Source organism: Streptomyces zaehneri (assembly GCF_032248645.1).
Taxonomy (GTDB): domain Bacteria; phylum Actinomycetota; class Actinomycetes; order Streptomycetales; family Streptomycetaceae; genus Streptomyces; species Streptomyces coriariae.
The window spans coordinates 1-22,379 of record NZ_JASTTJ010000038.1; the positions used below are offsets into that span (position 1 = coordinate 1).

General features: G+C 72.1%; 17 protein-coding genes and 1 pseudogene. 5 read left to right on the top strand and 13 right to left on the bottom strand.

Annotation, left to right across the window (positions count from 1 at the left end; genetic code table 11):
• Window positions 1-290 precede the first annotated feature (290 nt).
• Complete coding sequence (locus QQM72_RS38345; protein WP_314225434.1) at window positions 291-2,453, top strand: ATP-binding SpoIIE family protein phosphatase; 2,163 nt, start codon at window positions 291-293, stop codon at window positions 2,451-2,453.
• Between the two features lie 55 nt (window positions 2,454-2,508).
• Here the strand turns inward: QQM72_RS38345 and QQM72_RS38350 are convergent, their stop codons facing one another.
• The 3 genes from QQM72_RS38350 to QQM72_RS38360 all read right to left on the bottom strand — a co-directional run bounded on the left by QQM72_RS38350 (window position 2,509) and on the right by QQM72_RS38360 (window position 5,517).
• Window positions 2,509-3,693, bottom strand: coding sequence for a type III polyketide synthase (locus tag QQM72_RS38350; protein ID WP_314225435.1), 1,185 nt, complete (start codon window positions 3,691-3,693; stop codon window positions 2,509-2,511).
• A gap of 246 nt (window positions 3,694-3,939) precedes the next feature.
• Window positions 3,940-4,299 (bottom strand): BTAD domain-containing putative transcriptional regulator, encoded by a 360-nt coding sequence (locus QQM72_RS38355; protein ID WP_314225437.1) that lies wholly within the window; start codon window positions 4,297-4,299, stop codon window positions 3,940-3,942.
• 264 nt (window positions 4,300-4,563) lie between these two features.
• Window positions 4,564-5,517 (bottom strand): Ppx/GppA phosphatase family protein, encoded by a 954-nt coding sequence (locus QQM72_RS38360; RefSeq protein ID WP_314225439.1) that lies wholly within the window; start codon window positions 5,515-5,517, stop codon window positions 4,564-4,566.
• Window positions 5,518-5,972: 455 nt separating this feature from the next.
• Here QQM72_RS38360 and QQM72_RS38365 point away from each other — a divergent pair, with 455 nt between their 5' ends.
• Entirely contained in the window at window positions 5,973-6,518 is a 546-nt protein-coding gene (locus QQM72_RS38365; protein WP_314225441.1) for a GNAT family N-acetyltransferase, read from the top strand.
• On the opposite strand, the gene QQM72_RS38370 is transcribed toward QQM72_RS38365, so the two are convergent.
• From QQM72_RS38370 to QQM72_RS38400, 7 genes are all read right to left on the bottom strand, one after another.
• Window positions 6,515-6,676, bottom strand: coding sequence for a hypothetical protein (locus QQM72_RS38370; protein ID WP_314225442.1), 162 nt, complete (start codon window positions 6,674-6,676; stop codon window positions 6,515-6,517). The genes QQM72_RS38365 and QQM72_RS38370 overlap by 4 nt on opposite strands.
• 62 nt (window positions 6,677-6,738) lie before the next feature.
• A complete protein-coding gene (locus QQM72_RS38375; RefSeq protein WP_314225443.1) occupies window positions 6,739-7,974 on the bottom strand; it encodes a cytochrome P450 family protein in 1,236 nt (411 codons plus the stop codon).
• Window positions 7,975-7,976: 2 nt separating this feature from the next.
• Window positions 7,977-9,194: a cytochrome P450 gene (locus QQM72_RS38380; protein WP_314225444.1), complete on the bottom strand. Its 1,218-nt coding sequence runs from the start codon at window positions 9,192-9,194 to the stop codon at window positions 7,977-7,979.
• On the bottom strand, window positions 9,191-9,817 hold the full coding sequence (locus QQM72_RS38385) for an ATP/GTP-binding protein (RefSeq protein WP_399080187.1): 627 nt from the start codon (window positions 9,815-9,817) through the stop codon (window positions 9,191-9,193). Before QQM72_RS38385 ends, QQM72_RS38380 begins: the two co-directional genes overlap by 4 nt.
• Complete coding sequence (locus QQM72_RS38390; protein WP_314225445.1) at window positions 9,798-10,145, bottom strand: DUF742 domain-containing protein; 348 nt, start codon at window positions 10,143-10,145, stop codon at window positions 9,798-9,800. The genes QQM72_RS38385 and QQM72_RS38390 overlap by 20 nt, the downstream gene beginning before the upstream one ends.
• Complete coding sequence (locus QQM72_RS38395) at window positions 10,142-10,549, bottom strand: roadblock/LC7 domain-containing protein (RefSeq protein ID WP_020126464.1); 408 nt, start codon at window positions 10,547-10,549, stop codon at window positions 10,142-10,144. Before QQM72_RS38395 ends, QQM72_RS38390 begins: the two co-directional genes overlap by 4 nt.
• Window positions 10,546-12,129, bottom strand: coding sequence for an ATP-binding protein (locus tag QQM72_RS38400; RefSeq protein ID WP_314225447.1), 1,584 nt, complete (start codon window positions 12,127-12,129; stop codon window positions 10,546-10,548). The genes QQM72_RS38395 and QQM72_RS38400 overlap by 4 nt, the downstream gene beginning before the upstream one ends.
• Before the next feature lie 985 nt (window positions 12,130-13,114).
• Between QQM72_RS38400 and QQM72_RS38405 the strand changes: the two genes are divergently transcribed.
• Window positions 13,115-15,448, top strand: a complete 2,334-nt coding sequence (locus tag QQM72_RS38405; protein ID WP_314225448.1) for a M4 family metallopeptidase — start codon at window positions 13,115-13,117, stop codon at window positions 15,446-15,448.
• 192 nt (window positions 15,449-15,640) lie between these two features.
• Here QQM72_RS38405 and QQM72_RS38410 read toward each other — a convergent pair whose 3' ends face one another.
• Both QQM72_RS38410 and QQM72_RS38415 read right to left on the bottom strand, forming a co-directional pair.
• On the bottom strand, window positions 15,641-16,480 hold the full coding sequence (locus QQM72_RS38410; RefSeq protein ID WP_399080192.1) for an NAD(P)-binding domain-containing protein: 840 nt from the start codon (window positions 16,478-16,480) through the stop codon (window positions 15,641-15,643).
• Window positions 16,386-17,243 (bottom strand): annotated as a pseudogene (locus QQM72_RS38415) (inositol monophosphatase family protein); the annotation flags it as partial. The gene QQM72_RS38410 and the pseudogene QQM72_RS38415, both read right to left, overlap by 95 nt.
• A 25-nt stretch (window positions 17,244-17,268) precedes the next feature.
• Here QQM72_RS38415 and QQM72_RS38420 point away from each other — a divergent pair.
• Together QQM72_RS38420 and QQM72_RS38425 are read left to right on the top strand one after the other, a co-directional pair.
• Window positions 17,269-18,183, top strand: coding sequence for a LysR family transcriptional regulator (locus QQM72_RS38420; protein ID WP_314225451.1), 915 nt, complete (start codon window positions 17,269-17,271; stop codon window positions 18,181-18,183).
• 342 nt (window positions 18,184-18,525) lie between these two features.
• The gene (locus QQM72_RS38425; RefSeq protein ID WP_314225452.1) at window positions 18,526-20,577 is read left to right on the top strand and encodes a PA14 domain-containing protein; all 2,052 of its coding nucleotides are present in this window, start codon (window positions 18,526-18,528) and stop codon (window positions 20,575-20,577) included.
• Between the two features lie 309 nt (window positions 20,578-20,886).
• On the opposite strand, the gene QQM72_RS38430 is transcribed toward QQM72_RS38425, so the two are convergent.
• On the bottom strand, window positions 20,887-22,200 hold the full coding sequence (locus tag QQM72_RS38430; protein ID WP_314225453.1) for a flavin-containing monooxygenase: 1,314 nt from the start codon (window positions 22,198-22,200) through the stop codon (window positions 20,887-20,889).
• Window positions 22,201-22,379 lie beyond the last annotated feature (179 nt).

Consider the following 22,379-nt stretch of genomic DNA (forward strand, 5'->3'; position numbering starts at 1 on the left):
CCCCCCCCCCCCCCCCCCGCCGCCCCCCCCCCCCCGCCACGGGTCACGCGACAACATCAGCGCTCGTACGGCGACGGAACGCGGGGTCGGGCGACGCTCACGGGCCCGAGGGCCATCCCGCAACGCGGTGCCGCCCGCCGGTGGCTCTTGCGTGCGCCTTTGAGATCCGCTGGTGGGCGAAGCGCCCCCCGGTGTTATTCAATGAGGTGTGCGGTCAGGGATCTCGGGGCCCCGTCGCACGGGTCCGAGTACGGCCCCGGCGCTGTGCCGGGGATTGCCGAGAGAGCCGCATGGACTCCACGCCGTCGTCCTCGTCCTCATCGCCGTTCGACCTGGTCAGCAGCGCCCTGGGGCGCTACGGTTCGCGCGGCGGAGCGGCAGCGGGCGCCGGTCCTGACAACGCGCGGGGCGAGCGCGGCACCGGCCGACGCGCAGCCGACAGCCCGGCAGCCGACCCTCACGACCAGATTCTCGGCGTGGTGAACCTGGACCGGGAGCTGAGAATCACCCGCTCCAATCTGGACGCCGCCGTATTCGCGGGTCTGGACGCCGTGGTCGGGAGCCCATTCGCCGACCTGCTGCCTCAGGGAGACGTGCCGACGGTCACACGGCGACTGCGGCAGGTGCTGGAGGTCGGTGAGGCACACGTCGCCCGGATCCAGCGCCTGCGGCGCGCCGACGGGTCGGAGTTGGTGGTCTCGCTGAGCATCCTGCCCGCGGCGGCGCCTCAGGAGGGCTTGACCGTCTCCCTGATCGCCATGGCCAGGAGGCTGCACCTGTACGCCGCCGAGACCGCGATCGGCACCTCGCTGGACATCGGCGAGACCGCGCAGTCGCTGGCGGAGTCCCTGCTGGCCTGGGGTGACGTGGCAGCCGTCGACCTCGACTTCGCCGTGTGGACGGGCGAGGGAGTCACCGAGCAGGCCCCGGGGCGCATCCGGTTGCGGCGGGCCGCCCTGGTGCCGGACCGGGCGTGGCCCGAGGGCTATGTGACGCCGGGCGGCGATCTTCCGAGCGACGCGAGCCGCCTGCTGGCGCAGGCGGTACTGCGGGACGATGCCCCGCAGGCCATCGTCATACCCGACCGGAAGGCGGTCGAGCGGCTGCTCGGCAGTCCGCGGGTGATCCGTGCCCTGGTGCCCGGTGACCGGTCGGCGAGTGTGGCGTGCATGCCTCTGGTCCTGGACAGCGTGCCGCCCGTCGTCCTGGGCGTCGCGGAGGTCTGGCGACGGGCGGATCACCCCTTCCGCGACGGCGAGTTGTTCGACCTGCAGGAACTGGTGGCCAGGACCGCCCATCACGTCGACCTGGCCCGTCAGCACCAGCGCGAGCACACGCAGGTGCTGGCGTTGCAACGTCGGCTGCTGCCCCGGACCGGCGGCCACACCATGGAGATCGCCAGCGTCTACCAGCCCGCCACCCCCGACAGCGCGGGTGTAGGCGGCGACTGGGTGAACAGCTTTCCGCTGCCGGACGGCCGTACCGCGCTGGTGGTCGGTGACGTCGTCGGGCACGGACTGGGAGCCGCGGCGACCATGGGCCAGCTGAGCATGGAGGCCCGCGCGCTGCTGTCCGCGGGGCTGGCACCGGACGAGGTGCTCGAACACCTGGACGAGACCGTGACGCTGCTGGACGACGCGGAGTCCGGGCTGACGGCCGGCTACAGCGCCCTCGGCTCCACCTGCTGCATCGCCCTCTACGACCCGGTCAGCCACCACGTGACGCTCGCCAGCGCCGGCCATCTCCCGCCGGTCCTGGTGCTTCCCGACGGGCACGCGGGCCCGCTCGCGGTCCGCCCTCACCCCGGACTGGGCGCCGAGTTCGCGCTGCGGGAGCCGTTCGACGTGCACACGTTCGACGCTCCCCCGGGCTCCCTGCTCGCCCTCTACACCGACGGCCTGGTGGAGGACCCGGCCCTGTCGATCGACGAGGGCATCGGCAGGCTGGCGGACACCGTGGCCACGGTGCACCCCTGGGACACCCTCCAGCAGGCCGCACGGCATGTCGTCTCCACGCTGGCGCCGGTGCGCCAGCGCGACGACGTGACCCTGCTGCTCGCGCGCATGATCGGCTACCGCAAGGGGGACACCGCGACCTGGCGGCTGCCCGCCCGCGCGGACGCGCCCGCCCGTGCCCGCGCGCACGTCTCCGCGCTGCTGCGGCGATGGGACAGCAGGAGCGAGACCCGGGACGACGTGACGCTGCTGGTCAGCGAGCTGGTGACGAACGCGGTGCGCTTTGCCACAGGTCCCGTCACCGTACGACTGATCAGGGCGGGCCGAGGCCTGCTGTGCGAGGTGGGCGACACCGGCAACGGCAGGCCACGTCTGGGCCGGGGCGGCCTCCTCGACGACGCGGGGCGTGGCCTGCACGTCGTGCACCGGCTCACCACCCGGTGGGGGGTGCGGTGGACGGACACCGGCAAGGTGGTCTGGGCGGAGGTCGCAAGGTGACGCGGCTGCGGCTGCGGGGCGCGGCCCAGGGACGCGGGCGCGGCACGGGCTCGCTCTACAGCCACTCCCCTTCCAGGGCGGTGGCGGTGAGGCCCGGTGCCGCCGCGTACAGGACGGCGCGACTGCCCGGCTTCTGCCCGGCGTCGTGCGCCCGGCGCAGAATGTCGAACACGGCGGCGCCTCCACGGTTGCCACTGGTGTAGCTGTCCCGGCTGTAGTCCAGCAGTCCTGACGGCCACCCGTCGGGCATGGTCTGCTCCATGTACTCCAGCACCCGGGTCCCGCCGGGGTGCGCGAGCAGCACGTCGGGGTGCCAGGAGCCCGGGTCGTCCTGGTAACGGACGCGCAGCCACTCCCACATCGCGGTGACCGTCTCCTGTACGGCGCGCGGCCCGCGCCGGTCCATCACGAAGTGGGTGCCGTCCGCCCGCGTGTCCAGGCGGTGCAGGTCCTGGGTACCGGGCAGGGTGTGGTGCCAGGCGGCGTCCAGCCGCAGCACCGACTCGCTCCTCGGACGGCCCGTGACCACCGCGGCGACCGCGGTGTCCGCGAACAGCAACCGGACGATCAGGGACTCGATGGTGTCGTCCGCGGGCTGGTAGGTCGTGCTCAGCGCCTCCGCGATGACGACCAGGACCACCCTGTCGGGGTCCGCGGCCACGAGATCCGCCGCCAGGGCCAGGGAGCGGGTCCCCGCGACACAGGCCCACTGCGTGGCGGGCAGCAGCATCACGTCGTCGCGGAGCTCGAGCTTGTTGGACAGGGCGACGTCCAGACCCGGCAGTGCCGGGGTGGTGGAGTGACTGGTGATCAGACAGTCGATGTCCGAGGCGTCCAGCCCGGCGATCTGCAGGGCGCCGCGCGCGGCACGCTCCCCGTAGGACTGCACGGCCTCCCAGGCCGGCGCGGTGCGCTCCTGGACGGTCTGCGGCGCGGGTATCGATTCGAGGGCGGCGATCACGCGGTCCACGTCCTGCCGGCTGAACCCGTCGCGTGCCAGCGCCTCTTGGGCGGGCCCGGTGCCGACGTCCCGCAGGCCGCCGCCGTCGCCGGGCGCGACGGCGGTCTCCAGCGGCAGCATCCACCCGCGGGTCGCGATGCCCGTACTGGCCGCGATGCCGTCGATCCGCGGCGCCCACGCCGCGTGCGGATGCCGGCCGCGCACCTCCGAAACGATCTGGCTGGTCTCCACGGCGTGCTCGCCGTGTATCACGGCAGGGGGACAGAGGTATGCGGCCATGATGGGCACCTTTCCAAGGGAACGAGGAGGAACGTCACGAAGGCTGCGCCATGGGCCACTTTGGAACTTCGCACCCATGCCGATGGGCTCCCTTCCGGGAGTCGCTGTCGCCATCGAGCATGGACGCCAAATGGACATTTCCGCTGTGATTAAGACAACTTGGGCGGCTTTTGATGGCGTGATACGCCACACATCACCCAAACAGGAACCCTCGAAGCAGCTCCGCTTGTCCCGCCTGAGCCACCGTCAGCCAGGGAGGCCGGAGGCCGGTCGCACGCGGAGGTCGACACGTACCCGAGGCAGGCTGGTGGTCCGCCCCTCGCACTGGCCGCCGTGTGTGGACAGCGCGCGCATCCGCAGTCCGGCGACACGCGCGCTCAACGGCCGCTCCGCACCGGCCGCTTCGAGGTCCGCCGGCACCTCTGCGTGCCGTCCGAGCCGTAGCTCGGCATCGCAACGGTCCTCGGCCGCCGCGGTCAGCAGATCATCGCCCGCTGCCAGGGCGAGCCTGGCGAGGAGCATCCGCAGCCGGGGGCCACCCACCCCGACCGGCGTCACATCGTCGGCGTACGCCTGAATCGGTCCAAGCAGCACTACACGCGCCACGGCGGTCTCCCCCTGCGGACCGACCCGCTCCTACCGTGTCGATCACCCCCCAACGCCGGGTCGGCATCACCCGACTGACGCCCCCGGTAAAGCGAAGGCGCAACGCGCAGCCGCGCGGACGGGCCGTGTCGGTCGTGCCCGGTCGTCCCCCGTCGAGGCGGCGGCCTACCGGCCCTCGGATCACCGGCCCGGCTCGTGCACGGCTGCCGTCGAAGGCTCGGCAGGAGATCCCGGCCCTCGGCCGGCCGGGACGGGAACGGGTGGTCAGACGACGACGCGGGGGCGCCCGGCGGGCGTGGAAGGCACGCCGAGGCGTTCGAGCAGCACTCCTTCGCGGGTGGACCAGGGGCAGATCTCGACGTTCTTGACCCCGCAGGCTTCCATGAGGGCCTGGGCGATCAGGGCTCCGGCCAGGGACTGTTCGGCGCGGTGCCGGGAGATGCCCGGCAGCTTGGCACGACGGGCCGGTCCCGCGTCGGCCAGCAGGGAGACCGACGTACGCAGTTGAGGCAACGCCAGCCGCCGTCCGGCTCGCGGTGTCTTGCTCCGTGCGGCTGCGAGCCGGGCGAGCTGTTCGAAGGTCTTGGAGCAGGCCAGCACCCGCCCGCCCGGTTCGGCCTGCGGCAGGCCGGGGACGTCTTCCAGTGACCGGCGCAGGTGCTGCCGGATCTCGGCCAGGCGGCCCCGGGACGGCGCGGTGCCGCCGGGAAGCCAGTCCCGGGTGATCCTGCGGGCGCCCAGCGGCAGCGAGTGGACGACTCCGGGCTGCTCTCCGGTGCCGGAGGCGATCTCCACGGTGCCGCCCCCGATGTCCAGGACCAGCAGCTGTCCGGCCGTCGGGCCTGCCCAACGGCGGGCGGCCACGTAGGCCAGCCGCGCCTCCTCCTCGCCGGCCAGCACGCGCAGCCGGGTGCCCGTGGTCCGTGCCACACGCGCGATGATCTCGTCGCAGTTGGGCGCGTCCCGGATGACGGAGGTCGCGAACGCGAACACGTCCTGGCCGCGCAGCCGCGGGTCGGCGTCGACAGCCTCGGCCACGGCCCGCTCGACGCTCTTCACCCCGGCCTTGTCCAGCCGCCCCTTGCGGTCGAGGGTCTCGTGCAGGCTCAGGCGCACCTTGCGGGAGAACACCGGCTCCAGCTCCGCCCCCGGGCGCCCCCGCACGACGGTCAGCAGGGCACTGTGGCACCCGACGTCGAGCACACTCGCCTGCCGCATCCCATCGCCTCCTTCTGGCCCCGCGCCCGGCCGGACCGGCCTTCTCCGATCCTCCGACAGCCCCTTCGCCGTCGCGACGGGAATTCCGGCCCACCGCGTAAGCATACCGTCACCACCCGTGCACCCTCTGCCCCAGGCTTTCGGGGACGACCGGGCCCGGTCCGGACGGCTCCTCACCGGGACCGCGGCCACCGCCCCGAGGACCGCAGGGTGAGCGTGCGGGACTGATGTCCCGGCTCCGGGAATCCGCGTCGCCGCGCACGGCTCCGGCTCCGGCTCCGGGGTCGGGGTCGGGGTCGGGGTCGGGGTCGGCATCGCCACTCGATCCTTGCTGTGGTCCCCGCGGGTACCGTCGTGTGCACCTCGATGCCCGAGGCGGGCGGCTCCCACCGGATGACGGCCTCGGCATGCATATTGGTTTGCCGCCGGCCGGTCCGGCCGGATAGGAAGCTCGTATGCTCAAAGGCAACAAGATCGGGCTCAGGGCCCGGCACGAGGACGACATACCGATCCTGCGCACCGAGCTCTACGACGACGTGGTCAACTCCGCACGGGCCGAAGGCGGTCCGTGGCGGCCGATCACGCCCGGCTCGAAGGATCCGCGGCTCGTGGTGGACGACACGGCGCAGGGGCTCGTCCAGTTCTCCGTGGTGGAGCTCGAGGGCGGCACGCTGGTCGGCACCGCGACGCTGTGGGGCATCGACAACCACAACCGGGCCGCGCACATCGGCCTCGGACTGCTGCCGTCCTCCCGCGGCAAGGGCTACGGCACCGATGTGGTCGCGGTGCTGTGCCACTACGGTTTCGTCGTGCGGGGCCTGCAGCGGCTGCAGATCGAGACGCTGTCGGACAACACCGCGATGCTGCGCTCGGCCGAGCGCAACGGCTTCGTCCGCGAGGGCGTGCTGCGCTCCTCGGCCTGGGTGATGGGCGGGTTCCTGGACGAGGTGCTGCTCGGGCTCCTCGCCCAGGAATACGGGAAGCAGGAGTCGAAGGCCTAGATCGCCGTACGAGCGTCGGGTGCGGGCCCGATGTTCGCCGGGCGGAGCTCCGCCGTCGTCGGCCGACGCACCTCGCCGAAGCGTTCGTCGACGGTGACCTCCCGAGCCGGGACGGCTCCCGTCCCGGCTCGGGGGATCACGGGACGGGAGCGCGTCACCCGGTTCTTCCTCGCATCACGGTCCTACGGATGCACGGGTGTGGAAGTGGCGCGAGGGCGCGTCAGGGTGTCGAGGAGGTGAGCCGTACGGGCAGTTCGAAGAGGTCGTTCTGGGTCACCACCGGCTTGTTGCGCAGGGCCGACGGGTCGACCGCCAGGTCCAGCCCGGGGAATCGGGCGTACAGCGCGGGCAGCGCCACGCCCGCCTCCAGGCGGGACAGGGCGGCGCCGGGGCAGACGTGCGGGCCGTGGCCGAACGATATGTGGCGGGTGCGGGTCTCGCGGGTGATGTCGAAGTCACCGGCCGAGGGGCCGTGCGCCTCTTCGTCGCGGCCTATCGCGCCGTAGGACACGATGAGCGCGTCGCCCGCCGGGATGACCCGGTCGCCGACCGGCACGTCCTCGGTCGCGAACCGGATCAGCACGTGCGACGTCGGCGTCGACCAGCGGAGGGTCTCCTCGATCACCGCGGACCAGTCCGCCGCGCCCGACAGGACCAGTGCCCGCTGGTCGGGGTGGGCGGAGAGGTTGACGACGGCGTTGACGATCAGGGAGATGGTGGTCTCGTGGCCGGCGGCGACCATGAGCTGGAGGGTGGAGACGATCTCCTCGTCGGTGAGCCGGTCACCGTCCTCCGAGGCCAGGACGAGCGCGCTGGTCAGGTCGTCACCGGGCTCGGCACGCTTGGCGGCGACGGTCTCGGCCATGATCCCGGCCAGTTCGACGAGGGTGGCGACGACCTCCGCGGGCGGGGTCTGGGTGGAGAAGAACTTCTCGAACAGCACCTTCAGCCGCGGCAGCCGGCTCTCCTCGATGCCCATGAGGTCGGCGACGACGTACATCGGCAGGGGGTAGGCGAACTCCGCCTTGAGGTCGACGACTTCGGCGTCGGTGGGCAGCCGGTCCAGCAGTCGTCCGGTGAGTTCCGTGATCCGCTCCCGCATCGCCTCCACCCGGCGCGGGGTGAGGGCCTGGGCGACGAGGCCGCGCATCCTGCGGTGGTCGGCGCCGTCCACGGTCAGCATGGAGCGGCCGGGGTTGGCCAGACCGATCAGGGGCCAGTCGGACGGGATCTCACCGCGCTGCCAGGCGCCCCACACGTTGATGTCCTTGACCAGCCGGGGGTCCGTCAGCAGCGCCTTGGCCTCGGCGTGCCGGGTGACCGCCCACACCGGGACCCCGCCGGGCAGCTCGACCGCGGCCAGCGGTCCCGCCGCCCGCAGCTTGGCGCTCTCCCCGTCCAGGTCGGTGACGAACGGATCCAGGGGAATCCGCAGCTCTTCGGTTCCGGACGTCATGATCAGTTGCCTCCCAGGGCAGGGGTGGGTGTGAACCGCACGGGCAGTTCCGTCAGCCCGCGCAGCCAGGGCGACGGGCGACGGGTCAGGGACTCGGCCGGAACGTCGAGGTCGATGTCGGGCAGCCGGTCCAGGACGACCTCGATCCCCGTCCGGGCGATGACCTCGGCGACCTCCTGGGCCGGGAACGGGCAGCGGTGCTCGCCGTGGCCGAAGGAGAAGTGGGCGTTGTTACCGCCGGTGAGCTCGTTTCCGACGGGACGCACCTGGGGGTCGGAGTTGGCTGCCTGGAGGCCGAGGAGGAGCAGGTCTCCGGCCCGGATGTGCCGGCCGCCGAGGTGGGTGTCCCGCGACGCCCAGCGGCCGGCGACGTTCTGGGTGGGCGTGTCCTCCCAGAGCACCTCGTTCATCGCCTCCGCGACGCTGTTGCGGCCGCCGAAGAGCGAGGCGGCGAAACGACCGTCGGTGAGCATCAGCCGCAGCGAGTTGCCGATCCAGTCGGCGGTGGGCTGGTGTCCGGCCGCCATCATCACCATCAGGTCCTGGGCGATCTCCTCGTCGGTGAAGCCACCGGGGTCCGTCAGCATGCGCGAGACGACGTCGTCGGCGGGCGCGGCCCGGCGCGCGGCGAGCAACTCGGCCATGGAGGAGGCCAGATGGCTCTGTCCGGCGAGAGCTCGCTCCCGGCCGTCGATCATGTCGTTGAGCGCGGTGACCAGGCCTGGTCCGTCCTCGTCGGAGAAGCCGTACAGCCGCGCCAGGACGCGTACGGGCAGCAGCATGGCGTACTGGCCGACGAGGTCGGCGGTGCCCTCGGCGCACAGGGCGTCGATCAGCTCGTCGGCGAACCGCTCGGCGTGGCGGCGCAGCCGGGTCGGGTCGCTCGCCTCCAGCGCGTTGCTGATCATGGCGGCCCGCTCGCGGTGCCGCTCACCGACCGTGTAGAGGATCGACGGCTGCTTGCGGCCGATCATCGGCAGCAGGGGCCAGTCGCCGGGGATCGTGTCCCACTGGTTCCACAACTCCGAGTCGCGGCTGAACAGGACGGGGTCGCCCGTGACCTGGTGCAGTTCGCGGTAGCCGAGGACGAGCCAGGCCGGGACCGCGCCGTCCAGCAGGACGGGGGTGACGGCGCCGTGCTGCGTGCGCATCTCCCGGTACAGCCGGGCGGGGTCGGTCTGGAAGCGCGGACCGCTGAGCGGAACGGCGTCGGTGCTCACACGAACTCCCGTGGTGAAGCGGCGGCGTGGGCCCTCTGCCCGGCGTACCGGCTCTGGATGTGCTGGACGAGCGTGATGAGGACCTGCTTGCTGGACTCCCGGGTACGGGCGTCGCAGTCGATCAGGGGTACCTGCGGATCGAGGTCGAGGGCCTCGCGGACGTCGCTGTGCGCGTGGCGGGCGCCGCCGAAGTCGTTGCAGGCCACGATGAACGGCGTGCCGTGGCGCTCCAGACGGTCGATGGCGTACCAGGAGTCGTCGATGCGCCGGGTGTCGACCAGGACGACCGCGCCGAGGGTGCCGGAGAACAGCCGGTCCCACAGGAACCAGAAGCGCTCCTGGCCGGGCGCGCCGAACAGGTACAGCACGTTGCGCGCGTCGAGGGTGATCCGGCCGAAGTCGAAGGCCACGGTGGTCGCGGTCTTCCCGCGGATCTCGCTGATGTCGTCGACCGTCTCGCCGGCCCTCGTCATCGTCTCCTCGGTGTTGAGGGGACGGATCTCGCTGACGGAGCGGACCATGGTCGTCTTTCCGACGCCGAAGCCGCCCACGACGACGATCTTCAGACCGTTGTCGGCGGTGGCACCCAGGGGGGTGCGCACGTCAGAGGTTGCGGAGTCCAACGAGCACCTGCTCCAAGACGTCGGGATCGGGAAGGGCTGAGTTGCGGGGGTGACGGGCGCTGACCCGGCCGGCGGCGAGCAGGTCGGACAGCAGGATCTTGGTGATGCTCACGGGAAGCCCCAGTTCGGCGGCGACCTCCACCACGGCGGTGGGCGCCTGCGTCAGCCTGAGGACCGCCGCGTGCTCGGACTGCATGCCGACGGTGGGGTCGCTCTCGGCCACCACCAGCGTCACCAGGTCGAAGGGGCTGTCGGGCCCCGAGCGGCTGCGTCCCCCCGTGAGGGTGTAGAGCCGGTCGGGGGCGTCGTCCCTGCCTGGGCGCTTCACGCCGTGCGAGGCGGGGCCGTCAGGTGCTCGCCGAGCTGTTCCACCAGCTCGCTCATGTTGTGCCCGACGAGCCCGGGTTCGGCCTCCTCGGTGGTGACCACGGCGAGGTGCGCGCCTTCACCGGCCTCCACGATGAACAGCGTTCCGCCGTAGAACTCGGTCATCGAGGAACGCACGCCTCCGCTGCCGTCGCCGAACTCGACCGAGGCGCCGTGCGACAGCGACTGGATGCCGGCGGCGATGGCGGCGAGCTGGTCGGCCTGGTCGACCGTCAGTTCCGGGGTACGGCACAGCTTCAGCCCGTCGCGGGAGAGCACGAGGGCGTGCCGAGCCCCCGGGGTGCGCTCGAGGAGTCCTTCTATGAGCCAGGTGAGCTTCTCGTCGGCGGTCGTCGTGCCGGTCATGAGGTGGTGTCGCCTTCCGGGTGCGAGGGGGTGGGACTGCCGGGCGCCGTCTCGGTCGGCGGGGACGGCGTGGTGTGCGAGTCGTCGGGGACGGCCGGCAGCGGGTGCCCGCCCGTGCGCTCCGCCGGGCCTGCGGCGCGCACCGCCTGGCGGAAGGCGCCGAAGCGGTTGGCGCGCACGCGGATGTCCTCGGGCGGGTCCGTGCGGCGCTCGGCGCCCTGGGCGGCGGCGCGTGCGCTCTCGGCGGCGGCCAGGGTGCGGCCGCGCCGGCGCTTGGGCAGTCCGTCACCGGTCTGCGGGGTGTCGGCGCCGCTCTCCTGCGGTGGGACCTGCTCCGGGGGCGTGGCGGCTTCGGCGGGAGCGGCGGGCGCGCCGAGGTCCGGCTGCGCAGCACGCGTCGGGGTGCTGCGCGCGGGCGGGTCCGCCGGACGTCGTACGGGGGACGGCGCCGCGGTGAGGATGTCCTGGGGAATCAGCATGAGCACACCGGTGCCGCCCCGCGCGGAGGGCCGGAAGGACACCTTCATGCCGTGCTTGCGCGAGAGGCGTCCCACCACGGCGAGGCCGAGCCGGGTGCCGGTGAGCCCGCCGAGTCCGCCCGCGTCGCCGGAGACGGCCTGCTCCGCGCGGCGCAGCTGGACGTCGCTCATGACGAGCCCGCTGTCCTCCACCGAGACGATGGCGCCGGCCGGCACTTCCTCCACGTAGACGTGCACCTCGGCGTTGGGAGGCGAGAAGTTGGCGGCGTTGTCCAGCACTTCGGCGAGCGCGTGCATCACGCCTTCGGCCGCGTGTCCGGCCACCGCGGTGTCACTGACGGAGTGCAGGCGGATGCGCTGGTAACCGCTGATCCGGCCCATGGCGCCGCGCAGAACGGACTCCATGGAGATGGGGCGCGCCCAACGGCGTCCCGAACGCGCGCCGGTGAGGACGGCGACGGAGTCGGCGAGACGGCCGGCCTGGGCGGTGCGGTGGTCCAGGTGCAGGAGGTCGGCCAGGACGTCCTCGTCGCTGTGCCGTTCCTCCATGGCGCGCAGGTCGGCCAGGGTGCCGGTGGCCAGTGCCTGCATCCGGGCCGCGGCGTTGGCGGTCGCGGCGATCGCGGTGTCGCGGTCGCCGAGGGCGCGGTCGAGTTCCCCGGAGAGCCTGCGCACCTCGGCCGCGAGCCGGGCCCGTTCGGCCTCGGCCTCCTGGGCGCGCACGGCGCGTTCCCTGGTGAACTCCTCGGCGAGCCGGGCGCGTTCGTGTGCGGTGGCGTCGGTGTGCCGTTGGTGTTCGCGGCGCCATCGTTCCGCCTGGAGGTCGCGCTCCTGCGCGGCCCGCTCGGCCTCGGCGGTCGCCGTCCGCAGCGCGACACGTACGGAACGCGCGGCGCGTCGCGCGTGTACGGCGACGGTGACGGCCACGCACAGCACGACCGCGGCGACGGCGCCGCCAAAGCCCACGAGCGCCTGTGCCGACTCGGGTACGGACGTGACGGTCCATACGACGGCAAGGGCGGACAGGGCGGCGGTCAGCAGGGGTAGGGGCAGCAGCGAACGGATGGTGGATCGGTCGCCGGATGGGGCGGGCGCGGTCATCGCTCAGGTCCTCGGGTGGCCGCTCGGGAACGCGACCCTTGTGTTGTCCTAAGGGGCAGATAGTGCACAGAAGTCTGTAGTCGGTGATCAACCGGGCGTCACTATACGAGAGTTTCGATCACCCCGAACAGTGTTCGACCAGCACGGTTCGTAAACTCGCCGTCAAAGGGCGCCGGATGCCGGAGCGGAACGGCCCGACTCGACGGCTTCCTCCCCCCGCTGACCAGAGATTCTTTGCACGGGCTGTGCGAGTTGCGCGGCCGGGGACGCGACCGGAATCCTCGCCGACGGCGTTGCCCGACAGGGCGCGTGCCCCGTGCCCCGTGCCCCGGGGGCGACACGGACCGGGTCCATACGCGGGAGGTACGCGCCGTGCGAACGCCTACGGGTAAGGGACTCGGTCCTGTTGACGCAGGTCCGGCAGGAGAGCGTTCGCAACCAACGGAGTTCGCCCGCGGCTCGGGCTCCGCGGCTCGCGCGTCCACGGCTCGGGTGTACGCGGTGCGGGTGTCCGCGGGAACATCCAGTGCCGCAGCGGGATCCGCGAGGTGGTCGAACCGGTCTGACCAGCCACCGACGGCCAGGCGTTCGGTGCGGTCCAGCAGCGCCGCGATGCAGCAGACCGTAGAGGTGACCCCGGTTCACCGGGCCGGGCAGGACGGACGCACCGGCAGTCGGATACGGCCAACCTTGCTGGTTAGCACCGTATTGCCGGCTCGTAAAGCCACACGTGGCGGTGCCCCTCCCGATCACCGTGCAGACAGGCCCAGTTGACCGATTTTCGGACATCGATCTCCGCAGTGGTGACAGTATCCGGACGCCCTGAAACGATCTGTCCGCAGTCGAGCGGCACCCGCCTCGCTTCCCACCGCAGGCCGACAGCCCGCGGTCTTCCCTTGCCTGCCCCCGTCTCGCCACGTCTTTCCGCGTCTTTCCACGTCTTTCCGCCGCTGTCCGCCGACAGCCGGCGAAAGGAGCTGCCCGCATGACCAGATCGCCCCTGGGAGTACGGCGTTCGTCCGCGCTCCCGTACACGGCACGACGGCACGGCCGGTTGGCGACCGCGCTCGCCACCGGAATGGCGGTGCTCGCGATCACCGCTCCGACAGCCCAGTCGGCCTCGGCTGTGGAGAACGGCTCCAGAACATCGGCGTCCCGGCACATCGACGCCGAGCCCAGACCCGGGGCGCGGGGCGTGACCCTGTCCCGCGCGCAGCGCGACCAACTGCTCGACCGCGCCGCCGAGTCCGCTCCCGACACGGCCCGTGACCTCCGTATGGGCGGCAAGGAAGCGCTGGTTGCCGAGGATGTCGCGAAGGACGCAGACGGCACCGTGCACACGCGCTACTCCCGCACCTACGCCGGACTCCCGGTGATCGGCGCCGACGTGATCGTCCACGAGCGCGCGGGCGAGCAGAGCGTCACACGCACGACACCACAGGCGCTCTCGGTGCCGGTGACCAAGGCCGTGGTCTCCTCGGCCGCGGCGAAGAAGGCAGCGCTGGCGGCAGCCGACGAACAGGGATCCCTCGCGTCCGAGCGTGCGGCCTCGGCGCGGCAGGTCGTCTGGGCGGCCGACAGCTCCCCCCGAATCGCATGGGACAACGTTGTCACAGGTGTGCGTGAGGATCAGACGCCCAGCCGTGTCCATGTGATCACCGATGCCGTGACCGGCGCCCGCCTCGCCTCCTACGAGGACATCCAGGCAGGCGAGGGCCACAGCCAGTACAGCGGCACGGTCCCGCTGGCGTCACTGCGCGACGCGGACGTCTTCCGGCTCGCCGACCTCCAGCGCGGCAACCACCGCACCTACGACGTCACCGGCGGCGTCCGCACACTGGTGACGGACACCGACGACGTGTGGGGCGACGGCAGCCCTGCCACGGCGCAGACGGCGGCGGTCGACGCCGCCTACGGGGCACAGCGGACCTGGGACTTCTACCACGACCGTTTCGGCCGCAACGGCATAGCCGACGACGGTGTCGGCGCCGTCTCCAACGTGCACTACGGCACCAAGTACGCCAACGCGTTCTGGGACGACCTGTGCTTCTGCATGACGTACGGCGACGGCCTGGACGGTCAGCGCCCGCTGACCGAACTGGACATCGCCGCACACGAGATGACCCACGGCGTCACCTCCGCCACCGCAGGCCTGATCTACACCGGCGAATCCGGCGGGCTCAACGAGGCCACCAGCGACATCATGGGCACCGCGGTGGAGTTCTTCGCGGCCAACGCCCAGGACACGCCCGACTTCCTGCTCGGGGAGCTCGCGGACGTCCGCGGCACCGGCAAGCCCCTGCGCTACATGGACCGGCCCTCCAAGGACGCCTCCGCGAAGGGAACGTCACAGGACTACTGGACCGCCGGGACGAAGAAGCTGGACCCGCACTTCAGCTCCGGGCCGGCCAACCACTTCTTCTACCTGCTGGCCGAGGGCAGCGGCCGGTCGACCGTCAACGGAGTGGCCTACGACAGCCCCACCTACGACGGCGGGCCCGTCGCCGCCCTGGGCCTGGCGAACGCCACCGACGTCTGGTACCGGGCACTGACCCGCTACATGACCAGCACCACCGACTACGCCGGCGCCCGCACCGCCACCCTGGAGGCGGCCGCCGACCTGTTCGGCACCACCAGCGACGCCTACGAGGCGGTCGGCAACGCGTGGGCGGCGGTCAACGTCGGTCCCCGCTACGTCAACCACATCGCGGCCGACGCCCCCTCCACCCGCGACGCGGCCGTCGGCCAGCCGGTCAGCCGGCAGATCACCGCCACGTCCACCCGGCCCGGCGCGCTCACCTACGCGGCCGCCGGACTGCCCGACGGCGTGACCCTCGGGGCGGCCGACGGCCGTATCACCGGCACGCCCACCCGCGCCGGCACCTTCACGGTCACCGTCACCGTCACCAACTCCGCGGCGGAGAAGCTCGGCCTGCCCTACACCTGGACCGTCCTCGCCTCCGGCGGCGACCACTTCGTCAACCCCGACCGCTACGACATCCCCAACTGGCGGACGATCGAGTCACCGCTGCGCGTCACCGGCCGCACCGGCGCCGCTCCCGCGGACCTCAAGCTCACCGTCGACCTGGTCCACGACTTCATCGGAGGCCAGATCATCGAACTCGTCGCCGAGGACGGCACCGTGATCCTGGTCAAGGACTTCGTCTGGGACACCGGCACCGAACTGCACGCCACGTTCACGGTCGACGCCTCCGCGCTGTCTGCCAACGGCGTGTGGAAACTGCGCGTCACCGACAACACCCCGGGGATCTTCACCGTCGACCCGGGCTACCTGGACCGCTGGAGCATGACCTTCTGACTCTGCGCCTGCGCCAGGGTGAATCCGGGGCGGGCCCGCACAGAACAGGGCCTGCCCGGCCACCCGGCACAGGCCGGCGGCCCACCCGTCACATGACTGCGACGGGTGGGCCGGTCGTGTCCGGCTGCGGAGCGGGGGCGAGGACCACGGGGCCGGGGAGGTCGACCGCAGACGGGCAGGTGGGCGGTGGGGTCAGCGGGCGAGGGAGACGGCGAACGGCTTGAAGCCGTGTCGGCGCAGGATGTGGGGCACGACCAGGATCATGGCCTCGGTGGCGCGGGCCGTGGTGATGTCCCCGAGGTCCTCGATCCACGCGGGCTGCCAGCCCAGGTCGCCGAGGAGGCCGGTGACGGTCTTCTTGGCATGCTCGTCGTCGCCCGAGACATAGGCGGTCGGCGGGGTGGCCAGCATGTCCGGGGCGGTCATGACCATGAACAGCATGGTGTTGAGAGTCTTGACCACATGGGTGTCGGGAAGGGCGGCCTGGAGTCGTTCGGCGAGGCTGCTGCCGGGGTAGCACAGGTCGCCGGGCAGTCCGCCGGCGTCGCGGGTGGCGTTGGAGACGTCGACGAGGATCTTTCCGGCGAGTTCGCCGCGCAGGTCGGTGAGGCGGTCCAGCGCGCTGTCGCCGGGCGTCGCGTTGATCACGATGTCGGCGGTGCGGGCAGCGGTGCGCTGGTCGGAGCAGGGGATGTGGGGGTGGAGGGCTTCGTCGGGCGCCGCCGACTGCGCCTTCGGGTCCCGGCGGCCGAGGATGACGTCGTGTCCGGCCGAGGCGAGCCTGTCGGCGAGGTTGGCGCCGACGCGACCGGCGCCCAGGATGCCGATGCGGGTCATGAGGTGATGCTCCTTGCGTGTCGGGCGGGAGGAACGGGAGCGGTTCGCTTCGCGGTCAGACGATCGGCGACAGGACCTCGCGGGCGGCGGCGTGGATGCCGGGGGCTGCTGCCAGGAAGTCCCCGGCGGCCGTGCTCCAGGGCTCGCCCGCCAGGTCGGTGACGGTGCCTCCGGCCTCGGAGACGAGCAGGGCACCGGCGACCAGGCCGGAGCGGACGTCGGAGAACTGCCAGAACACGTCCATGTGCCCGGCGGCGACGTGGATGAGCTGCATCGTGGCCGGAACGGACACGCGCACCACCAGTGCGTCGGTGAGCATGGCGGTGACCGAGTCGCCGATCCGCCGGAAGGTGTGCTTGTCCTCGCCGGGCCTGGCCTGACCGGTGCCGACGAGCGCGGCGCCCAGGTCGGTCTTGGCGGACACCTTCAGGGGCCGGTCGTTGAGGCGGGCGCCGCCGCCCGCGACCGCGGTGTAGGTGTCGCCGGTCAGCGGCAGATGGACGACGGTGAGTACCGGCCGGTTGTCGCTGACCAGGGTGGCGGTGACGGCCCAGTCCGGCATGGCGTGGACGTGGTTGATGTTTCCCTCTGCGGGATCGACGACCCACCACTCCCCGGGCGGGAGTGCGCCGCCGGCCAGCTCGTCCTCGGCCCACCGCGATCCGGGCCGGGCCCGCAGCAGCGGTTCCCGCAGCACGTCCAGCACGGCGTCGTCGTTGGCGTGGATCTCCTCGACGACCTCGTTCAGGCTCACGCCACGGGCGTGCGGGGTGTAGCGGTCGCGCAGCGTGCGGCCGGCGGTCCGCACCGCGGCGGTCACATCGGACACGAGCGTCGTGCCGGCGTCGAAAGGCATGGCTGTGTTCATGGCGGGCTCCTGGGAATCGATCGTCTGCGGGGGGTTGTCTCGCACCCGCACTTCGAAGGTAGGCCGCCCGACCATTAACAACAAGTGCATGCTATTCACTTGTAGAGTTACTCAGATGCAATTGGATCTGAACCTGCTCACGGCTCTGGACGCGCTGCTCGAAGAGGGCAGTGTGGCCGGCGCCGCGGCCCGCCTCCACGTCACCGCACCGGCGATGAGCCGCTCCCTGGGCCGTATCCGCAAAGCCACCGGTGACCAGATCCTGGTCCGCACCGGCCGCAGCATGGTCCCCACCCCTCGCGCCCTGGCCCTCCGCGCCCAGGTCCACACGCTCGTGCAGCAGGCCCACCGACTTCTGTCCGCGCAGCAGGAACTCGATCTGGCAGCTCTGGAGCGGGTGTTCACCGTGCGCTGGCACGACGCCCTGATCGCCGCTTGCGGCACGGCCCTGATCACCGCCGTCCACCGTCAGGCCCCCGGCGTCCGGTTGCGCCTGCCCGCCGAGTCCGGGACGGACACCCCCGAGCTCCGACGGGGTGAGGTGGACCTGGAATCCAGCTCCGGTCGGCCGGCGCTTCCGGACATCCGCCACCGTCTCGTCGGCCGCGATCGACTCGTCGTCGCCGTCCGGCCCGGCCACCCGCTCACCGAAGGCACGCTCAGCCTCGAACGCTACGCGGCCGCCGAACACCTCACCGTCTCGCGGCGTGGACGTCTGCGCGACCCGGTCGACGACGCCTTGGCCGCCCTCGGGCACGAACGCCGCGTCGTCGCCGCCGGACCCACCGCCGCCTTCGCGCTGCAACTCACCCCCGCAACCGACCTGGTGCTCACTCTTCCGGACGCGGTCACCCGCGCGGCCCGGGACCGACTCGGCCTGATCACACTGCCCCTGCCGCTCCAGATGCCCGCCATTCCGCTGTACCTGTTGTGGCACCAGCGCTACGACGACGACCGCGCCCACACCTGGCTGCTCGACCTGGCCACCGAAGCCGTCCGGGCGCTGTTCGCCCCGACGCCCGCCTCCTGACAGGCCGTCACTTTCCAAGGCGGGCGGTGACGACACGCGGGGTGACTTCGTCCGGTGGCTCCCTGCCCGCACGTCCGGCCTCCGCCGCCTTCACGGCCCCGGACACGGCGACGGCGACCGGGTCGGCGCAGACGGCCCCGATGTCCGCTCCGCGCCGTCGAGCGGGGCCGCCGGACCATCACCCGGACGCCGCGCCACCACCGCTGACCTGCACCGGTGAAGCCGTCGCGCGGCCGGCGTCCGCGAAGAAGGTGAGGGGGCGGGGCAACCCTGCCCCCTCCTCATGAGTCACACACGCGCCACCTGATTTCCATTGGTCCGGAAAGGGCCCCACCTTCTGTGATGACTCGTACCCGGCTGACCGCGCTCGCCGCGACGGCCGTCCTCGCCGCCACCGGCGATCTGATGATCGCCGCCCCGGCCTCCGCGGCCGTCACCTGCGCCTCTCCCGTCTGGAAGGCGCAGTACTTCGGCAACTCCACCTTCAGCGGCACGCCGAAGCTCACCGCCTGCGACGCCGCCGTCAACGAGAACTACGGGTACGGCGACCCGACCGGCGTCACGCTGCCCAAGGACAACTTCTCCGTCCGCTGGTCCCTCACGCGGGACTTCGGCTCCGGCGGCCCCTTCCGGCTCTCCGCCGCCACACAGGACGGCATGCGTGTCTACGTCGACGGGGTGCGGAAGATCAGCCTGTGGAAGAACGTCTCCACCACCGCCCGCAAGACCGTCGACCTGACCGTCCCGGCCGGCAGGCACACGCTCCGCGTGGACCACGTCGCCTGGACCGGCCTCGCCCAGGCCGCGTTCACGTACGCCCCGCGCACGGAGGCCGCCGTCGACACGGTCAAGCCGCTCGCCCCGACCGGCCTCACCGCCGCGTACGACCGGGACACCGCGAAGACCACCCTGCGCTGGGCCGCGAACAAGGAGATGGACCTCGCCGGTTACCGCGTCTACCGCCGGCTGGGCACCACCCAGTGGGTGAGGGCCGGCGGCTCGGCGCTGCTGACCTCCCCGTCCTTCGTGGACGCGACGCCCGCCACGGGCCAGACCTTCCTGTACGAGGTCCGCGCCGTCGACAAGGCGGGCCGCGAGTCCGTCGGCAGCCTCGACGCCACGGCTGTGACCGTGGACCGCACGGGCCCGGCGGCGCCGACCGCTCTCACGGTCACCGGCGACGCGTGGTGGGCCACCCTGGCCTGGCAGGGGGCAGCCGACGCCGCGACGTACGAGGTGTATGCCGCCTCCGCGGCCACCGGCCCGTTCGAGCCGCTGGGCACGACGACCACGACGTCGTACCGCACCGACGCACCCGTGAACACCGCCCGGTTCTACCGGGTCCGCGCCCTCGACGCGCTCGGCAACCCGTCGGCGTACGCCGCCGTCACCGGCGACGGCGTCGACCGTACGCCGCCGAAGTCCCCGGCCTCCCTCGGCTCCGTCGTCCGCGTCGGCTACACCGACGTGTACTGGAAGCAGCCCGACGGCTTCTACGAGGACTTCGACAACGGCGGGACCTACCGCGTCTACCGCTCGCCCGGCAAGACCCTCGACCCCGCCGCGCTCACCCGCGTGACCTGCGCCGAGGAGAGCGACGAGACCAGCACCGGCGGCCTCTGCCACGACCTGGACATGCCCGCGGGCACGTACGTGACGTACGCGGTCGCGGCCGTGGACCCGGCCGGCAACGAGTCGGCGCTGTCCGCCCCGCTCGTCGTCCGCACCGGCGACCGCGTCGCACCCGGGCCGGTCACCGGCGTGACGGCCACCCCGCGCGCCGACGGCGTCCTCCTGAGCTGGGCGGCCTCGACGGAGGACGACGTCGAGCGCTACGCGGTCTGGACCGGCGTCCGGCAGGCCGACGGCACGGTCAAGTGGCTCAGCTCCACCTCCTGCCGCGAGGGCACCAGCGACCCGCTCGCGGTCCTCTGCGGCGACCTGCCGGACGGCGAGACGTACGTGTACGCGGTCGTCGCCAGGGACCTCTGGGGCAACGCGCTGCCCCCGAGCGACCCGAAGGTCACGGTCGTCGAGGCCACCGAGCTGGATGTCCGGCCGTCGGTCACGGTCACCCGGGACTGGGACCTCGGCAGCCTGGGCCACGGCACCGTGATCGGCGGGCCCGACGAGGACGGTCCGTCCATCAGCTGGCGGTGCGACAGGACGGCCGAGTGCGACACCGTCGCGGGCTACCGGGTCAGCAGGTGGAACGCGGTCACGCAGGCGTACGAGCCGCTGCACGCCGGCCTCCTGCCGGCGCAGACCCGCGCCTACACGGACACCACGGCCGCGCGGGGGACCACGCACTTCTACACGCTGGAAGCGGTGCGCGCCGACGGCGGTGTCGCGGGCACATACGTGTGGAACTGCGTCTTCCAGGACCGCGTCTAGCCCCTTCGGGTCCGGCGGCCCGGTGAGGTCGTCGCCCCCGCTCCCGCCGGGACGGTCGTTGCCGCCCCGGACGACTCCCGCGGGCGCGGGGACGGCCTCGTCGGCTGCTGTCCCGAACGTATCGACACCGGCCACCGCATGGATGCCTTCACCGCCCCGGGGCCCACCGCGTTCGACCCCGCGCAGTGGCCACCGACCGACGAGCAGGTCCGCCGGTTCGCGAGCACGGGATCGCGCGAGGGCCACCAGGTCCCAGACAATGCCCCCGCGCCCGGGACCAGTTGACGTAGCGCAGGCCACGTCCTGCCGCTACCGCGGCACCGCCCTGCGCCTGCGCTCCCTGGCCAGTTCCCTCAGATACGCCCGCGCGTCCACCTGGATGGTGTGCCGGGTCGACGCGACGTAACGCCGGGCCGTCCGGGCGCGGTACGTGCGGATCTCGTCGAGCATCTCCTCCCGTCCGGGCAGCGCGCAGCGGCCCTCCAGCAGGTCGGCGACCCAGTGCGACTGGGCCTCCGCGAGCGGCATGACGGCACCGAGCGGCTGGACCAGACCGATGAAGTACAGCCCGGGTCGGTCCGGCGCGGCAACCCGGCGGTAGAGCCGCGGATCGTTGTCCCCGGAGCCGGTCAGCTCGTCCTCGAGGAAGGGGAACGCGATGTCGTACCCCGTGCAGTAGATGATCGTGTCGATCTCCTCGACGCTTCCGTCGTCGAAGAACACGTGGTCGGCGTCGGCCTTTCGCGGCGCGGGTTTCACGGTGATGTCGCCGTGGCTGAGCCGGGACAGCAGATCGTCGGAGATGGTCGGATGGGCGGCCAGCACGCGGTGGGCGGGGGTGGGCAGCCCGTAGTCCGCCAGCCGGCCACGACTCAGTCGCAGCAGGAGCTGCAGCCCGCGGTCCTGAACGGCGAGGGGCGCCTTGGCCAGCCATGAGTGGGTCAGATGATCGGTGGGCGTGCCGAACAGGTGCTTGGGCAGAATGTGCGCGCCCCGGCGCATGGCGAGGTACGTCCGCCGGGAGACGCGCGAGGTCTCCACGGCGATGTCGCAGGCCGAGTTGCCGATGCCCAGTACGAGGACCCGCCGGTCGGCGAACGGCTCGGGTACGCGGTAGTCGTGCGAGTGGATCTGGGTGCCTTCGAAGTCCGAGGCCCCCGCGATGCCGGGTCGCGGCCAACGCGGCTTCCAGTGGTGGCCGTTGGCGACGAGGACGGCGTCGTACGTACCGGTCTCGTGGTCGTTCGTGCCGCGGGGGCGTGAGGTGACCGCCCACTTGTCCCCGGCCGGGACGACCTCGACCACCTCGGTGCGGAAGCTGATCGACGGGCGCAGCCCGAAGTGGTCCACGAACGTGTCGAAGTAGCGCGCTATGTGGGCGTGGCCCGGATAGACCGGATACTCGTCCGACATGGGAAAACTGGCGTATTCCATGATCTGGCGGGACGTGTTGATGTGGAGCGAGCGATACGCCGACGACTGTCCGTTGTCGTTCAGGTAGCGCCAGTTGCCGCCCACGTCGGATCCCAGCTCGAAGCAGTCGTAGGCGATGCCCCGTTCGGCGAGAACCTGACAGGCGGCGATCCCGGACGAACCCGCCCCGATCACACACACCTTCTGCATGCCGACCTCCTTGTGACCAGCCGGTCATATCACTGGCCGACCACAGGCTGGACGGCGCGGCCCCTCCTGTCAATGGGTGCGCGAAAGCCCTCAACAGCCTTGGCTGTCAGACTCGTTGACATCCGGTGACCGGGGCGTCCACCATGACCGGGCGGTCACATGACCGCCCGGTCACACGG

Excerpts from the sequence above, each read along its gene's own strand:
- QQM72_RS38345 (WP_314225434.1), top strand. The coding sequence starts at position 291 with ATGGACTCCACGCCGTCGTCCTCGTCCTCATCGCCGTTCGACCTGGTC.
- QQM72_RS38350 (WP_314225435.1), bottom strand. The coding sequence starts at position 3,693 with ATGGCCGCATACCTCTGTCCCCCTGCCGTGATACACGGCGAGCACGCC.
- QQM72_RS38360 (WP_314225439.1), bottom strand. The coding sequence starts at position 5,517 with ATGCGGCAGGCGAGTGTGCTCGACGTCGGGTGCCACAGTGCCCTGCTG.
- QQM72_RS38365 (WP_314225441.1), top strand. The coding sequence starts at position 5,973 with ATGCTCAAAGGCAACAAGATCGGGCTCAGGGCCCGGCACGAGGACGAC.
- QQM72_RS38375 (WP_314225443.1), bottom strand. The coding sequence starts at position 7,974 with ATGACGTCCGGAACCGAAGAGCTGCGGATTCCCCTGGATCCGTTCGTC.
- QQM72_RS38395 (WP_020126464.1), bottom strand. The coding sequence starts at position 10,549 with ATGACCGGCACGACGACCGCCGACGAGAAGCTCACCTGGCTCATAGAA.
- QQM72_RS38400 (WP_314225447.1), bottom strand. The coding sequence starts at position 12,129 with ATGACCGCGCCCGCCCCATCCGGCGACCGATCCACCATCCGTTCGCTG.
- QQM72_RS38405 (WP_314225448.1), top strand. The coding sequence starts at position 13,115 with ATGACCAGATCGCCCCTGGGAGTACGGCGTTCGTCCGCGCTCCCGTAC.
- QQM72_RS38420 (WP_314225451.1), top strand. The coding sequence starts at position 17,269 with ATGCAATTGGATCTGAACCTGCTCACGGCTCTGGACGCGCTGCTCGAA.
- QQM72_RS38425 (WP_314225452.1), top strand. The coding sequence starts at position 18,526 with ATGACTCGTACCCGGCTGACCGCGCTCGCCGCGACGGCCGTCCTCGCC.
- QQM72_RS38430 (WP_314225453.1), bottom strand. The coding sequence starts at position 22,200 with ATGCAGAAGGTGTGTGTGATCGGGGCGGGTTCGTCCGGGATCGCCGCC.